Raw genomic sequence first — 14,828 nt, 5'->3', positions numbered from 1 at the left:
TGGTCGCCTCGCGTTTCTTAAGGTATTGATTGGAGGCCATCGGCCCAGCGAAAACCGATGTGCGCAGATCGTCGAGCGGTATCAGAACCCATAGAGCTTTGCAGGGTTATCAACCAAAATCTGCTTGATGAGCGCGTCATCGTTTTCAACCCAGTTAAACAGCATCTCCAGCAGACTGGCATCGTTGGGCATGGGTACCGGTATACAAGGATGTGGCCAGTCGCTCGCCCACAGTAAGCGGTTTGGATTCGCTTCGATCAACGCCCGAGCGTAGGGCGTTACGTCGTCGTAAGGGAAGTCCTTCGATGCAGTAAAGCGATAAGCCCCCGAAAGCTTGACCCACACACGACCTTCTTTTAACAGCCGCAGCAGGTCGGTGAATCCTGGATGGCCCAGCCCGCAACTGGTGGGCATGTGCCCCATGTGGTCGATGACGACTGCGACGGGCAGGCTGGCCACGGTCTCGTACAAGTCGGCGAACTCGGTGATATCGATCAGTAGCTGTAGGTGCCAGCCAAGTGGCGCGACTTTTTCTGCCAGCGCTGCAACATCCGATACCTCAACACCGCTTTTGAAGATCAGGTTGACGCGCACGCCGCGCACCCCGAGGCGATGCATTGCCCACAAGGTTTCTGTATCGGTATCGGCATCGATCACCACAACGCCGCGGAATGCGCTGCCCGCTTCTTTCAGTGCCGCGAGCGTTGTGCTGTTGTCCGCCCCATAGACGCTGGGTTGGACGATGACCCCGCGACTTAGCCCCAGGGTTTTTTGGACGCGCTGAAATGCCTCCAGTGGAGCGGGAGGTGGCGTGTAGGAGCGGTGAGGAGAGAAGGGTTGGCCATTCTCGTCACCAAAAACGTGGAAGTGGCAGTCGCACGCGCCGTCAGGCAAGGTGCGTGGCAATGTACGAGGTTCAGGGTCCGGGCCTGCGCATTGCGGTGCGTAGGTCTCTCCCAGCGAACTCATCCGAGTGATTTCCCAGCCTTGCAATCCTCGCAATCCGTTGCGTTCGGCGGAGTTGATGATTTGTTGCCAGGTGACTCGTCTGGCAAGGTCGGGATCGCCGAGCCTGATCGCTTCGAAGATTGCCTGATGCTCAGCCAGTAGCGTCTCGCCAAGGTCGCTGGAGCGAACCAGGTGGTTCTCCAGTAACGCCGCTTCGTAGACGTGGCTGCACAGAAAAATGATGAAGTTGCGAAAGTATTCATTGCCTGTGGCATCGGCAATTGCGCGCTTGAACTGCAGGCTGTGTTCCACCATGTCCTGACGGTTTTGGATACTGGCGCGCAGGGTGTCCAGTGCCGCTTCAATCTTGTTCAACTGACTGAGTGACCGGCGTCTGGCGGCCATGGCGGCCGCGGCGACTTCGAGGTCCAGGCGCAGCTCATACAGTTGACGCAGCTTGGTGCTATCGGTGAGCTCCTCTTGAGTAATCCGGAAGCTGCTTTGGTTGGCTTCGGTTGCAACAAATACCCCAAGCCCCTGGCGACTGACGACGAGGCCGGCCGAATTGAGCCGAGCGACAGCTTCACGCACTACATTTCGGCTAACGGCAAAAGCCTCTGCTAACCGGCTTTCCGTGGGGATGCGATCACCTGGGCGGAGTCGACCTTCACGTATTTCGCTTTCCAGGTGACGAAAAATTTCAACCGAGAAGTGATCGCGTCGGCCAATTGCTTTTATAGTCATTTTACTCAGTCATCAAATGTCAGTTTCAAAAGCTTGAAACGTCAAACGCCCACGTAACGAACATTGCGTGGGCGTTACTCTAACAAATGATGGCTGGCTCAGTGTAATTGCTTGCCCTTGGTTTCCGGGAGGAAGAAGGTCACCACCAGGACAAGGCAGTAGGCTCCTCCCGCGAAGATCGCGATGGCGGTGCCGAGGCTGTATTTGGCGCTTATAAAGCCTACGAGTCCGGGAAACAGAGCGCCTACCGCTCGCCCAAAGTTATAGGAGAATGCCTGGCCATTGGCCCTCACTGCTGAAGGATAAAGCTCAGTCAAAAAGGCGCCCATGCCGCTGTAGATACCTGAAGCTGCGAAGCCCAGTGGAAAGCCGAGAAACAGCATTTGAGTGTTGGTCAAGTTCAGCTGCATGTAGCAGACCACACTGATGGCCGACAGAACGGCGAAGATAATGAAGTTGGGGCGCCGCCCCAGGCGGTCAGACAGGAAGGCGCCGCAGACATAACCAAAGAATGAACCGATGATGACGACCATCAGATAGCTACCGGTGCCAAAGACCGACAGGCCCTTTTCCAGTTTCAGATAGGCTGGCAACCACGTGGTGATTGCGTAGTAGCCACCTTGAACGCCCATGCAGAGCAGGGCAGATAGCAGCGTGGTGCGCAGGAGCGAGGGTGAGAAAATGTGCCAGAAAGGAACCGAGTTGCCTGTTTCGCTCTGGTGCTTTTTAGTCCGCAGGAATACCTCGGGCTCTGGTACATATTTACGAATGTAGAGGACCAGAAGTGCCGGAACGATGCCGATCCAAAACAGCGACCGCCAGGCAATATCTTCGGGAAGCAAGCTGAAAGACAGTGTGTAGAGCAGTGCGGCGGCGCCCCAGCCAATGGCCCATCCGCTTTGCACGATACCCACGGCTTTGCCGCGATGTTGCGCTCGAACCATTTCGCCGATCAGTACCGATCCCACGGCCCACTCACCTCCGAACCCGAGCCCCTGCAGTGCCCGAAGGACAAATAACTGTTCGAAGTTTTGCGCAAAGCCGATCAATACGGTGCAGATCGAGAACCACAGAATACTGATCTGCAGCAACCGCACACGACCGTATCGGTCTGCCAGAATGCCCGCTCCCCATCCGCCAATGGACGAGAAAAGTAACGTCACGGTACTCAGTAGCCCCACTGAACCCTTGTCAATGTGCCAAAGGGTCATCAGCGAGGCGATGACAAAGGTGAACACCATGAAATCCAGGGCGTCCAAGGCCCAGCCACCAAATGCGGAATAGAAGGTGCGTTTTTCAACGGTATTAAGTTCGCTAAACCAACTCATTATTATTCTCCGGGCAGCACCGCAGTTCTGCTTGGTTATTGTTTTTGTTATTTGAAGTCGTACAGGGCGCCAGGGTTATCAACCAGAATGCTCTGTCGTTGGCGTTCGCTGGGCGCCCATGAAAGCAAGCGATCCAGCAATGAACTTGTGTCGGGCGTACTTTCGAGTGCTACGTGAGGCCAGTCGCTGCCCCACACCATTCGTTCCGGGGCAACGGCCAGCAAGGCATGGGCGAGCGCATCTGTATCGGCATAGTCCGGACGTTGATCACTCAGGCGGTAAGCGCCCGACAACTTGACCCACCAACCGTGCTCCGCCACGTTCCTCAGCAGCAACTCAAACCCCGGTTCCTTAATGCCCAGATGGGCCGGGAAGTGCCCGAAGTGATCAATCACGACAGCGCAAGGCAACTTGGCCATCCGAGCCTCAATCTCACTTAGAAGCCGAACATCAATCAGAAACTGCATATGCCAGCCAAGGTCGGCAATTCGATGGGCCAGGTGCTCCATCAAGTCCAGATTCACTCCGCCTCGAAACAGAACGTTGATGCGAACACCACGCACACCCAAGGCATGCATATTCGCCAGTTCGTCGTCGCCAACGTGTTCGTCTACTACCGCGACCCCTCTCAGTTGCTCCTGATGACGTTGCAACACTTCGAGCATGTACCGGTTATCGGTGCCATAGACGCTCGGCTGCACCAAAACCCCTCGCTGCATCCCCATCGCCCGCAACACCTCCAGATACAGCGCCTCAGGTGCCGGAGGCGGGGTGTAGCTACGGTCGGGTACCAGTGGATAGCGCTCAAGATCGCCGGAGATTACGTGTGCATGGGTGTCGCATGCCCCGGCCGGCAGTACGAAGCTCGGGGCGCGGACCTCTGCTCCAGGGGGCGCGCACAAAGGCGGCGAGTCGGTGGCGGGTCGCAAGTGAGACATGGATTTCATCCCCTCGACAGCCTTTCGCGCGTCATCACGGTTGAAAAGCGGCACTTGTTAGTTGTTGGTTGTTGGTTGTCCTACAAGTGCTGGCATGTTGAGTTTTTGACTCTGCCTTGTCAATGCGTGCAGGCGTGGTTTTTTACACGGGGTTGGGGGCGTCATCGGGATGCCTGGTCGAGATTGCTCAGCCCCCAGCCGAACCGGCCCAGGCTGAACAGGGTATTGAGCAACGCCGGCGGGCCAAGCGGCGGCCCGCCTCAGTTCTAAAGCTCGGCCGCTGAAAAAACCGTTGCGCTGGAAGAACCGGTCCAGCTCCCGGGGCAGGGGCTCCACGCCGGTGAAGATCTTCAAGTACTCGGGGATGTAGCGCATGCGCTGCGCCATCGGTTTCTGGGTGTTCATGCTGATGTAGCCGATCTGGGTCAGGTAGATCGAGCGCGCGCGGGTGACGGCGGCGTCATGGGCGAAACCGAAACGGTCGAACATCTGTGCCAGGGCCTGCACCCGCTGTGCATCGGCCTGGCGGATCTCGTGCGCCACTTCGGGGGATTGCAGGGCCCAGCTGCGCATGGCGAACTCGAATTGTGAATCGAACAATTCGGCCCGGGCGCAAATAGAAGGAATCAGCTTGCCCATGGCGCTGTATCAGCAGCTGGCGGCGCGCTTCTAGGGGGGAGCGAGTTCTGCCGTCAGAGCCTCAATCGTTGCAGCGATGCCAGACAGCGGCTTACCTGGCGGATGACATGGGTGGCCAGAAGCGATTGCGCGGGGCATCACAGCCGACGCAGCCGGTGTTTGAATAATCCTCGGAATAATGCTGTGATTGCGCCCGTCACGCCCCCGGGCGGCCCTGCTTTTTTCAGAGACACCGCGAAATGGATAGCCAAGAAACGACAGCCAGGATGTCGCAGTTGCCTCCCGGCGATGACCTGTTCACGCGCCTGCAAGGGATTGCTGCCCAGACCGCACTGGTGTTGGAAACCAACAATCTGCGCGGCGGCAAGAATGCAGGCGAAGCCTTGAGCAGCCTCCAGCGGTTGATTGCCCGGCTGGCCCTGCAAAGTCTGGCGCCCCAGGCTTTTGCCCAGTGGATCATCACCCATGACGGCCTCGACCTTGAGGCGCGCCAGGCGCTGTGCAGCCTGGCCGGCTGTGCGCTGGAGTTCATCGAGATCGATGCCGGCACCGGTTACTACGATGCCAAGAATGTCGGTTTCGATGGCGTCGACCAGGCGCGCTGCCAGTACGTGGTATTCGCCGATGCCGACTGCCTGCCCGATGCCCATTGGCTGGAAGAGTTGCTGCTGCCCTTTGTGCAACCCGAGGCGCCCGTGGCGGTGGCCGGGCGCACCAGCTACGCGCCGAGCGTCGCCGGCAGCGCACTGACCGCCATCGACTTCATGTATTTCCCCAGCCCCTTGCGCCACGGCGCCACGCGTAACTTCTACGCCAACAACGTGGCTTTTCGCTGTGCCACCTTCGAGCAGTATCGCTACGAGCCCCTGGATGGCATCTATCGTGCCCATTGCCAGGTCATGGGCCTGCGCCTGCAAGCGGCGGGGGTGGCGGTGGCCTATGCGCCGGCGGCACACACCGAGCACCGGCTGCCCGACAGCCAGGGCGAGGTGTTCAAGCTGCGCTGGCTCAGGGGCGGCGACAGCGTCGGCCTGACCCCGTATCTGGTGCGCGCCTACATGCCGGGCTGGTTGCAATGGCTCGGGCGCAGTGGGCCGCTGGGGCCTTTGTGCGTGATGGTCGGGCGCCTGGGTTACAGCCTGCGGGCCCTCAACCACCAGGACCTGCCGCCCCTGCACGGAGCCCGGCGCCTGGGGGCCATGGCCATGGTCACTGCCATCTCGTTGCTCGACACTGCCGGCGCAGTGGTGCGTGGCTGCGGGCTGTCCATCGGCCGCTCCAGTGCCCGGCACAGTGAAGCGTTGTCCTACCACCGCAACCTGGATTGATCCGCGTCGCGCCGTATCGTCGCACGCCGTTCGCGTGCCCAGAGGAAGTCCCCATGCAGAACCCTTCTCTTGCCTCATTCGGCCGTTCCCTGGCGTGCCTGGCCTTGCTGGCACTCGGTGCCCAGGCCCAGGCCGCTCCCGGCGAGTTCGCCGGTCGCGGGGTGTACCACTTCGCTTCGGACAGTGGCTGCGCCACGTTCGCCTCCAGCAACCTCGACTGCAACCGCATCGCCCTGGACGTGAGTGATGCGCGGGCCAGTGTCGACCGGCAAACCCATGCCATCGTCATCGACGCCGACAGCAACTACGACAGCAAGACCGTGATCGGCGACATTCTGCTGCACGGCAGCGGCATCGCCAGCGACGGCCAGCGTGTGCCCCTGAGCCTGCAGGTGCTGCTGCGCCGTTCGGGCAAGGTGTGGAAATCCGATACCTATGTGCACGCACCGGTGCGTGGCAAGTTCCGTGACATCAGTCTCGATCCCTATCAGATCAGCGTCCGTGAAGGCACCCGTGAGCGCGTGCTGTTCAGCCCCGAACAGGCGCGCAACGTATTGGCCCAGCCGTCGATCGCGGCGCGCCTGGCCAGTTATTTCGTGGTGGTGCGCCCCAGCGATGCGCAGCACCCGACAGCGGGCGACATCACCATCGGCCTGGGCGTCGGCCGAGTGTCGAAGTCGCTGATGCGTGCCAGCTTCAGTACCAGGCAGCCGGGCAGCGAAGCGCTGGAGCAGGTGTTGCAGCAGGGCACCTGGAACCTCGACCTGCAGGCCCTGAGCGGGCAGATCCCACTGTGGGTGGTGCAGCGCCAGCTGTTTGTCTTTGCGCTGGAGGACAGCCCGTTGCTCAGGGAGGTGCGTCAGCGGGGTTTGAACAAGGGCGACAGCCTGGAGCTGGGCGCGGTCAACGGCCAGGGTTACCTGCGCTACAACGGCCAGGAGGAGAGCTTTCCCGGCGCTGCGGCCAGCGGCACGGCCTTCATGCGTGACAGCTTTATCGGCCTGATCCTGGCCTGGCAGCGCCATTCCCACGGGGCCAGGACGGCCACCGCCAGCGCCGCGCAGCCCGCGCAATGAATGCGGGGCCAGTGGTTGCCGGCGAGGCCAACTTCGACTGCCTGAGCATGCCCCGGCCCCAGGGTCTGGGGGCGCTGCAGGCGCGGCTGGTGGACCGCATCAAGCGCGCCGCCTTGTTGCGCCTGCACCGCAGCCCGCGAGGCGAACGCCTGCTGTTGCGCATGTACCTGGCCGGTGAAGATGCCACCGAGCGTGCGTTGCTCGATGAGTTGTTGCCGCAGTCGCCACCCTGGCTCGAACGGCAGGTAGCACAGCACCTGGCCGATGAGCAGCGCCACGTGACCCTGTTTGCCGAGGCCCTGCGCGAGCGGGGCGACGACGCTCAAGCCCGCCTGGAGCCGGACTGGCTGAGCCGGCGCAAGATCCAGCGCTGGCAGCGCCTGGCCCGTCGTTATGCGGGGCATTTCGAACAGGGCCTGCTGGTGCCGGCCTATGCCACCGGGCTGTGTGCCGAGCAGATGGCCGAGCGGGTATTGACCCGCCATTGTGCGGTGCTGGATGCCGGGCATGGCTTGTATCCGCTGCTGGCGCGGGTGCTGGCCGACGAGAAAGCCCACGTGCGGCTGTGCCAGAACACCCTGCGGCGCATCGTGGCGCCCCATGAGGCGGGCCATCTGGCGCGCCTGCTCAAGGACATTCGCCGCGTCGATGCGAGCTTTGGCGTGACCGGTGCCCTGGCGATGTATGGTGCCGGCTGGCTGCTCGGTGGTCGGGGCCGAGTGGGGCGATGAGTGCACGGATTCTTTACCTGGCGACCGCCGATGCCCGCGGGCACCTGATGCGTGCCCAACTGCTGGTACATGCCTTGCGTGCGGCCGGGGCCGAGGTCGAGGTGCTGACCACCTCGCAGCAGGGGCAGGACTTCCTGCAGCGCTTCGGCATTGCGGCGCAGATTCTCTCGCTGCATTACGCGGTGCAGTTCGACAGCCAGCAGAACATGCTGCGCCAGGCCACCAACCGCAATGTCGCCCACTACCTGTTCCGCCCCGGGCGCATGCTGCGGGACATCCTCCAACTGCGGCGCCGGCTGCGCGGCGTGGACCTGGTGATCAACGATTCCTTCCACCCGGCGCTGCTCTACATGGGCATGCTCCCGGGCTGGCGACGCCAGGTGGTGCACGTGTACGGGGCCAGCCTCAAGGTGGCGCTGCTGAACAACTTTGCCGGCATGTGGCCGCGCCAGTTCGGGCGCCTGTTCGGCTGGATTGTCGGGCGCCAGATCGATACGGCGCGGGCGCGCATCGAGCACGATTTCGCCTATGAAGTCGACGATACCCGGGCCCCGGCACTGTATCGCCTGCCGACCCCGGTGGCCCTGGCCGAAGCCTTGCCGGAACAGGCCGCCGTGGGCGCCGCGGTGTACCTCAACCCGCATTTTCGGGAGCCCGACCTGGCCGATGCCTTGAGCCGTGGCCTGGAGGATGCGGGCCTGGACGCTCACCGCGTGGGCGAGGGTTATGCCGGGCGCAGTGGCTGGCTGCAGGTCGATCCGCTCTGGGCCAGCCGCGCTGCCCGGGCGCAACTCCTGGTCTCGGCACCGGGCATGGCGGCGCTGTCCATCGCCCGGGTCTACCAGCGGCCGATCATCCTGGTGGTGAGCGACCAGCCGGAACAGACCAGCAACGCCGCCCGGGCCCGGCAATTGCAGTTGCTGCACCGGGTGGTGACCTGGCGCGGCGACCCTGCCGATTTTCGCCGTCAGGTGGCCGAGGCGGCGCGGCAGTTGAGCGCGGCGGCGCCAGCGCCCGACGTGATCTCGGGCAACCAGCGGGCCCAGGCACGGATCGATGCCTGGGCCAGCCGCTTGCTCGGCTTGTGAGGGCGCGGCCGTGAGTCGTCACCGCTCCATGCCCGCCCCAGGCCAGCAGCCATGACCGGCACCTTGCAGCGCCTGATAGCCGCCGCCAACCTTCGGCAGGCCCTGGCTGCGGTGTTCGCCCTGCTGTTGGGGCTGGGCGCGTTCATGGGTCTGCAGCGCCTGGTGACACCGCGCTACAACTGGGTCACGCCACTGGATGAGCAGATCCCCTTTATCGCCCAGTCCTGGTTCGTCTATGTGCTGTTCTTTCCCTTTGTGCTGCTGGCGGCGGCCTATGCCAGCCAGGAGGGCTTCAGGGCCCTGCGCAACGCCACCGGCATGGCCTTCGCCGTTGCGCTGTTGTGCTTCTGGCTGTTCCCCGAATATGTGCCGAGGCCGGATATCGCCGCCCTCGACAATGGCTTCCTGCAACAGCGGCTGGGCCGGATGTGGCAGCTGGACCTGGCCTGCAACGGTTTTCCCAGCCTGCATGTGGCAGTCACCTGCCTGGCCTGTCGCGCGCTCTGGCGCCGTCCTTGCAAAGAGCTGAGCGCTGTCATCGGCCTGCTGATCTGCCTCTCGACCCTGACCCTCAAGCAGCACACGCTGATCGATGTGGCGGGCGGCCTGTTCCTGGCCCTGGCCTGTGCCCTGGCCACCCAACGACAAGGAAACCCTGCCCGTGTCCCAACCTGAACCCCGTGCCGGAGAGAATCGGGCCCTGCGTGCCTTTGGCCCCGACGCCGGGCTGTTCCTGCTCAAGCCCTGGATCGGTGGCCTGGCGCTGCTGGTCGACTGGGGGCTGATCGCCGCGGCATTCGCCTGCGCCGCGCTCTGGCCGCACCCCGTCACCTACCTGCTGGCCGCGCTGCTGATCGCCCGCAGCCAGTTGGCGCTGGCGGTGCTGATGCACGAGAGCGCCCACGGCCTGCTGCTGCGCGGGCAGAAAGCCAATGATCGGCTGGGCCAGTGGCTGGCCGCCGGCCCGCTGTTCCTGTCCCTCTGCACCTACCGCGCCGGCCACCTCAAGCATCACCTGCATCCGATGGAGCATGACGACCCGGTGGTGGCGGTCTTCGGCCTGGGGGATTACCCCTTGCCTCGGGGCAAGCTGGCCCTGCGCCTGCTGGCGGACCTGTGCGGGGTGGGCTACTTCATCAGCGCCTTGAGGTTCGCCCGGGGTGACTACCGCGCGATCATGCCCCGGGTCGACAAGTCGCCGCGCCAGGCCCTGGAGGAAGTGCTGTCCATGCTGGTCAGCAACGGCCTGCTGTTCGGCCTGCTGGCCTGGAGCGGCCACCCCTGGCTGTACCTGGGGTTGTGGCTGTTGCCGGCGATTACCCTGCTGCCCTTGCTGGGCCGGGTGCGAGCCATCATGGAGCATGCCGGCCTGCCGGTTGCCGCCGACCAGAGCCGCAACGCCCGCAGCATCGTACGGCCCAGCGTGCAGACCTTCCTGTTCGGCCCCCACGCCATCCACTACCACATCGAGCATCACCTCTTTGTGCGTGTGCCGTTCTACCACCTGGGCGGCCTGCACCGGCAACTGGCCACGGCGCAGTTGCTGCCCGAGGGCAACCTCTACCAGGGGTATGGCGGGGTATTGCGAGATGTCAGCGACCCTGACTGGAGGTCATCGGTGCGCTGAGGCGTGGAGCAAGGGGAGAGCGGACCCGCCATGGGTGGCGGGCCCGTGAGGGCGGTCAGAGCTTGGGCAACTGGCCGATGCGGCCGACCATCTCGGTGACGATCTGCAGGTCCAGGAGGAACTGCTCCACGGTCTTGAACTCGTTGTCGGTGTGGCCGGTGTACTTGACCTCGGGCCGCGCCAGGCCGAACTGCACGCCGTTGGGCAACTCGTGCACCGAGGTGGCGCCGGCGGAGGTGCCGAACTTGTGCGCCATGCCCAGGTTCTCGCTGGCCACCGCCAGCAGTGCCTTGACCCATTCACCCTCGGGGTTGCGGTACATAGGTTCGGCGATCTTGGTGTCGATGTTCACCGCTACCTGGGTCTTCTTGCTCCAGGCCGCCAGCTTGTCGGTGATTTCGCCCTTCAGCACTTGCGGGGTCTTGCCCTTGGGTACCCGCAGGTTGACCGCCAGCTTGAAGGTCTTGTCATCCACGCTGACCTGGGTCAGGGAGGTGGTCAGCGGCCCCATGAAGTCGTCGGAGAAGCCGATGCCCAGCTTGTTGCCCAGGTAGTCCAGGCCCCAGTTGTCGGCGGCGTAGCGGGCACCATCGGTGAAGGCGTTGTGCTTGAAGGCGATCTTGCCGTCCTGGCTGTTGATGAAGTCCAGCATCCGCGCCACCGGGTTGACCCCGGACTCGGGCTCGGAGGAGTGGGCCGAGACGCCGGTGACCGTCAGTTGCACATCCTTGCCCACCACCTTGGCCGCGACCTGGAAGTTGCCGCCGTGCTGCTTGGCATATTCGGCGCCGGCCTTTTGCAGGCTGGCGGCCAGTTCCGCAGGCTGCTCGGCGACCAGGGTGGCTACCGAGGTCGAGGGGATCTGGTTGGTGGCCAGGCCACCGGTGAGGTGGGTGATCTCCGCCCCTTTGCCCTCGGCGGCGCGCCGGGCGAAGCTGGCCATCACCGTGCCGTAGCCTTTCTCGGCGATCACCACCGGGTAGCCGCCGTCCAGCGCCAGGTTGTAGTTGGGCGTCGGGTTGTGTTCGAAATAGTAGGGAATGGCATCGCCGCTGGTTTCCTCGGTGGTGTCCACCAGCAGCTTGAAGTTGCGCGCCAGGGGCAGCTTCTCTTCCTTGATGATCTTCATCGCGTAGAGCGCTACCACGATGCCGTTCTTGTCGTCCTCGGTACCGCGGCCATACATGCGGTCGCCGATCAGGGTGACCTTGAACGGGTCGAGGCGGGTGCCGTCTTCGAGCACCCAGTTTTCCGGGGTCACCGGCACCACGTCGGCGTGGGCGTGGATGCCGACGACTTCATCGCCGCTGCCTTCCAGGGAGATCTCGTAGACCCGGTTGTCGATGTTGCGAAAGTTCAGGTTGAAGGCCTTGGCCAGGTCCTGGATCTTGGCGGCGATCTTGAGGAACTCGGGGTTCTTGTACTGCGGCACGCCGTCGATGTTGAAGGTGGGGATGGCCACCAGCTCGCGCAGGGTTTCGGTGGCGGCCTTGCCGTACTTGATCCGGGCGTAGAGGCCCAGCAGGCGGTGGATCTCGTTCTGCTGTTCGGCGTTCAGGGGCTTGTTGGCCAGGAAGGCCTCGATGGTCGGGGCGAGCTGGTCGCTCTTGGCCAGCGGGCTCTTGGCCAGGGTGCCGAGGAACTGGCGGAAATCCGTGACCGTGGCGTCATTGAAGGTCTTGAGGATGGCCGCGCTTTGTTGCGGGCTAATGTTGGCCTGGGCGATCGAGGTGTAGGACGACAGGCTGGCGAGCATCAGGGTAGCCGCAGCCAGGTGCTTGAGAGAAAAATCCATTGCGGAGGGCATTCCTTTGCAGGGGGTAAGGATTATCTGAGCTGTTGGTCAGAAACCTTGCCAAGCTAACACTGCGAAGGAGCAGGGCGGGAGCCCCTGAAGTGGGATCTGTCGCACAGAAACGCAAAAGCGACGCACAAACGAAACATTCGTCCAGGCAGGAGGCGCCTGCATCGGCGCCTCCTGTGGTGGCTAGTGCATCAAGCCTTGGCGTCCCATGGGCGGTCGCCCTGTTCGTCCTTGATGCGGGTCGGCAGGCCCATCAGGTCCAGCGCCTTGAGGAACGGCTTGGCCGGCAGTTCCTCGACGTTGGCCATGCGCTGCACGTCCCACTCGCCACGGGCCACCAGCAGGGCGGCGGCCACGGGCGGTACGCCGGCGGTGTAGGAAATGCCCTGGCTGTCGGTCTCGGCGTAGGCTTCTTCGTGGTCGGCCACGTTGTAGATGAAGACTTCGCGCGGCTGGCCATTCTTGCTGCCCTTGACAAGGTCACCGATGCAGGTCTTGCCGGTGTAGCCCGGGGCCAGGGAGGCCGGGTCAGGCAGTACGGCCTTGACCACTTTGAGCGGCACCACTTCCAGGCCTTCGGCGGTCTTCACCGGTTGCTCGGAGAGCAGGCCCAGGTTGCGCAGCACGGTGAACACATTGATGTAGTGCTCGCCGAAGCTCATCCAGAACCGCACGTTGGGCACGTCGAGGTTCTTCGACAGCGAGTGCACTTCATCGTGGCCGGTCAAGTACAGGTTTTGCGAGCCGACCACAGGCAGGTCGTCGGTACGCTTGACTTCGAACATGGTGTTGCTGGTCCACTGGCTGTCCTGCCAGCTCCACACCTGTCCGGTGAATTCGCGGAAGTTGATTTCCGGGTCGAAATTGGTGGCGAAATATTTGCCGTGGGAACCGGCATTGACGTCGAGAATGTCGATCGAGTCGATGCGGTCGAAATGTTCCTGCTGGGCCAGGGCCGCATAGGCGTTGACCACGCCCGGGTCGAAGCCGACGCCGAGGATCGCGGTGATGTTCTTCTGCTGGCACTCTTCGAGATGCTTCCACTCGTAGTTGCCGTACCAGGGCGGGGTCTCGCAGATCTTGCCCGGTTCTTCGTGGATCGCGGTGTCCAGGTAGGCCACCCCGGTATCGATGCAGGCACGCAGCACCGACATGTTGAGGAAGGCGGAACCGACGTTGATGACGATCTGCGACTCGGTCTCGCGGATCAGCGCCTTGGTTGCCTCGATGTCCAGCGCGTTGAGCGCATAGGCTTTTATTTCAGCGGGCTGTTTGAGGCTGCCCTTGGCCTTGACGCTGTCGATGATGGCCTGGCATTTGGAGATGTTGCGCGACGCGATAGCAATACGACCGAGTTCGTCGTTGTGCTGCGCGCACTTGTGGGCCACCACCTTGGCGACACCTCCTGCACCAATGATAAGAACATTCTTCTTCAATTTATTTACTTCTCCTCGTGACCTGTCCGCTCAGGAAAGGCTGGACAGGTAGTCTTCGAAACCAAACTCGCGTACCACCTCGATGCTGCCATCGAGTTGTTTCACGACAATGGACGGCATTTTCAGACCGTTGAACCAGTTTTTCTTGACCATGGTGTAACCCGCCGCATCAATGAACGACAGTCGATCGCCGATGGCCAGCGGACGATCAAATTGGTATTCGCCGAAGATATCCCCGGCCAGGCAGGACTTGCCGCACACCATGTAGGTATGTTCGCCCGCGCTGGGTGACAGCTTGGCGTTCAGGCGATAGATCAGCAGGTCGAGCATGTGGGCTTCGATGGAGCTGTCCACCACTGCCAGGTGCTTGCCGTTGTACAGGGTGTCGAGCACGGTCACTTCCAGGGAGGCGCTCTGGGTGATCGCCGCTTCGCCCGGCTCCAGGTAGACCTGCACGCCGTACTGCTGGGAGAAGGCCTTGAGGCGCGCGCAGAAGGCGTCCAGGGCGTAGTCCTCGCCGGTGAAGTGGATGCCGCCGCCGAGGCTGACCCACTCGACCTTGTGCAGCAGGTGGCCGAAGCGCTCCTCGATGGTGGTCAGCATCTGGTCGAACAGGCCGAAGTCGCCGTTCTCGCAGTTGTTGTGGAACATGAAGCCGGAGATCTGCTCGATGACCTGCTCGATCTTGGCCGGGTCCCACTCGCCCAGGCGGCTGAACGGGCGCGCCGGGTCGGCCAGCAGGTAGTCCGAACTGCTGACCTGGGGATTGACCCGCAGGCCGCGCACCTTGCCCGCGCTGGCGTCGGCAAAGCGCTGCAGCTGGCTGATGGAGTTGAAGATGATCTTGTCGCAGTTGGCGAGCATCTCCTCGATCTCGTCGTCGGCCCAGGCCACGCTGTAGGCGTGGGTCTCGCCTTCGAACTTCTGTCGGCCGAGCTTGAGCTCGTAGAGCGACGAGGAGGTGGTGCCGTCCATGTACTGCTGCATCAGGTCGAACACCGACCAGGTGGCGAAGCACTTGAGGGCCAGCAGGGCCTTGGCGCCGGACTGCTCGCGCACGTAGGCGATCTTCTGCATGTTGCTCAAAAGCTTCTGCTTGTCGATGAGGTAGTACGGCGTCTTGATCATTTCAGGGTCTCCG

Annotated in this window: 12 protein-coding genes and 1 pseudogene; 6 read left to right on the top strand and 7 right to left on the bottom strand. The window is 62.8% G+C overall.

Annotated elements, in window-relative coordinates; genetic code table 11:
* Nucleotides 1–81: 81 nt before the first annotated feature.
* The 4 genes and pseudogenes from ABCR88_RS19800 to ABCR88_RS19785 all read right to left on the bottom strand — a co-directional run.
* Nucleotides 82–1,692, bottom strand: a complete 1,611-nt coding sequence (locus ABCR88_RS19800) for an amidohydrolase family protein (RefSeq protein ID WP_015636006.1) — start codon at nucleotides 1,690–1,692, stop codon at nucleotides 82–84.
* 98 nt (nucleotides 1,693–1,790) lie between these two features.
* Nucleotides 1,791–3,020 carry an MFS transporter gene (locus tag ABCR88_RS19795; RefSeq protein ID WP_011061835.1) on the bottom strand — a complete coding sequence of 410 codons (1,230 nt, stop codon included), beginning with the start codon at nucleotides 3,018–3,020 and terminating at the stop codon, nucleotides 1,791–1,793.
* 47 nt (nucleotides 3,021–3,067) lie between these two features.
* Complete coding sequence (locus ABCR88_RS19790; RefSeq protein ID WP_350403193.1) at nucleotides 3,068–3,958, bottom strand: amidohydrolase family protein; 891 nt, start codon at nucleotides 3,956–3,958, stop codon at nucleotides 3,068–3,070.
* Between the two features lie 285 nt (nucleotides 3,959–4,243).
* Nucleotides 4,244–4,564 (bottom strand): annotated as a pseudogene (locus tag ABCR88_RS19785) (TetR/AcrR family transcriptional regulator); the annotation flags it as partial.
* A 299-nt stretch (nucleotides 4,565–4,863) separates the two neighbouring features.
* Here ABCR88_RS19785 and ABCR88_RS19780 point away from each other — a divergent pair.
* From ABCR88_RS19780 to ABCR88_RS19755, 6 genes are read left to right on the top strand one after another with little or no spacing between them, the layout of a single operon-like run.
* Entirely contained in the window at nucleotides 4,864–5,925 is a 1,062-nt protein-coding gene (locus ABCR88_RS19780; RefSeq protein WP_350403191.1) for a glycosyltransferase family 2 protein, read from the top strand.
* A gap of 53 nt (nucleotides 5,926–5,978) precedes the next feature.
* The gene (locus ABCR88_RS19775; protein ID WP_350403189.1) at nucleotides 5,979–7,001 is read left to right on the top strand and encodes a hypothetical protein; all 1,023 of its coding nucleotides are present in this window, start codon (nucleotides 5,979–5,981) and stop codon (nucleotides 6,999–7,001) included.
* Nucleotides 6,998–7,732, top strand: a complete 735-nt coding sequence (locus ABCR88_RS19770) for a diiron oxygenase (RefSeq protein ID WP_232643291.1) — start codon at nucleotides 6,998–7,000, stop codon at nucleotides 7,730–7,732. Before ABCR88_RS19775 ends, ABCR88_RS19770 begins: the two co-directional genes overlap by 4 nt.
* Nucleotides 7,729–8,820 carry a hypothetical protein gene (locus ABCR88_RS19765; protein WP_350022864.1) on the top strand — a complete coding sequence of 364 codons (1,092 nt, stop codon included), beginning with the start codon at nucleotides 7,729–7,731 and terminating at the stop codon, nucleotides 8,818–8,820. Before ABCR88_RS19770 ends, ABCR88_RS19765 begins: the two co-directional genes overlap by 4 nt.
* A 51-nt stretch (nucleotides 8,821–8,871) precedes the next feature.
* Nucleotides 8,872–9,495, top strand: a complete 624-nt coding sequence (locus ABCR88_RS19760) for a phosphatase PAP2 family protein (protein WP_350022863.1) — start codon at nucleotides 8,872–8,874, stop codon at nucleotides 9,493–9,495.
* The gene (locus tag ABCR88_RS19755) at nucleotides 9,482–10,447 is read left to right on the top strand and encodes a fatty acid desaturase family protein (protein ID WP_350022862.1); all 966 of its coding nucleotides are present in this window, start codon (nucleotides 9,482–9,484) and stop codon (nucleotides 10,445–10,447) included. Before ABCR88_RS19760 ends, ABCR88_RS19755 begins: the two co-directional genes overlap by 14 nt.
* 55 nt (nucleotides 10,448–10,502) lie before the next feature.
* On the opposite strand, the gene ABCR88_RS19750 is transcribed toward ABCR88_RS19755, so the two are convergent.
* From ABCR88_RS19750 to ABCR88_RS19740, 3 genes are all read right to left on the bottom strand, one after another.
* The gene (locus ABCR88_RS19750; protein WP_350022861.1) at nucleotides 10,503–12,242 is read right to left on the bottom strand and encodes a dipeptidase; all 1,740 of its coding nucleotides are present in this window, start codon (nucleotides 12,240–12,242) and stop codon (nucleotides 10,503–10,505) included.
* A gap of 200 nt (nucleotides 12,243–12,442) precedes the next feature.
* On the bottom strand, nucleotides 12,443–13,687 hold the full coding sequence (locus tag ABCR88_RS19745) for a saccharopine dehydrogenase family protein (RefSeq protein ID WP_011061818.1): 1,245 nt from the start codon (nucleotides 13,685–13,687) through the stop codon (nucleotides 12,443–12,445).
* Nucleotides 13,688–13,717: 30 nt separating this feature from the next.
* Nucleotides 13,718–14,815, bottom strand: coding sequence for a carboxynorspermidine decarboxylase (locus ABCR88_RS19740; RefSeq protein ID WP_232643286.1), 1,098 nt, complete (start codon nucleotides 14,813–14,815; stop codon nucleotides 13,718–13,720).
* Nucleotides 14,816–14,828: the final 13 nt, after the last annotated feature.

The sequence above is a fragment of the Pseudomonas sp. W17 genome, from assembly GCF_040268305.1.
In the GTDB taxonomy this organism is placed as follows: Bacteria; Pseudomonadota; Gammaproteobacteria; order Pseudomonadales; family Pseudomonadaceae; genus Aquipseudomonas; species Aquipseudomonas protegens.
This window is presented reverse-complemented; position numbering and strand designations above follow the sequence as displayed.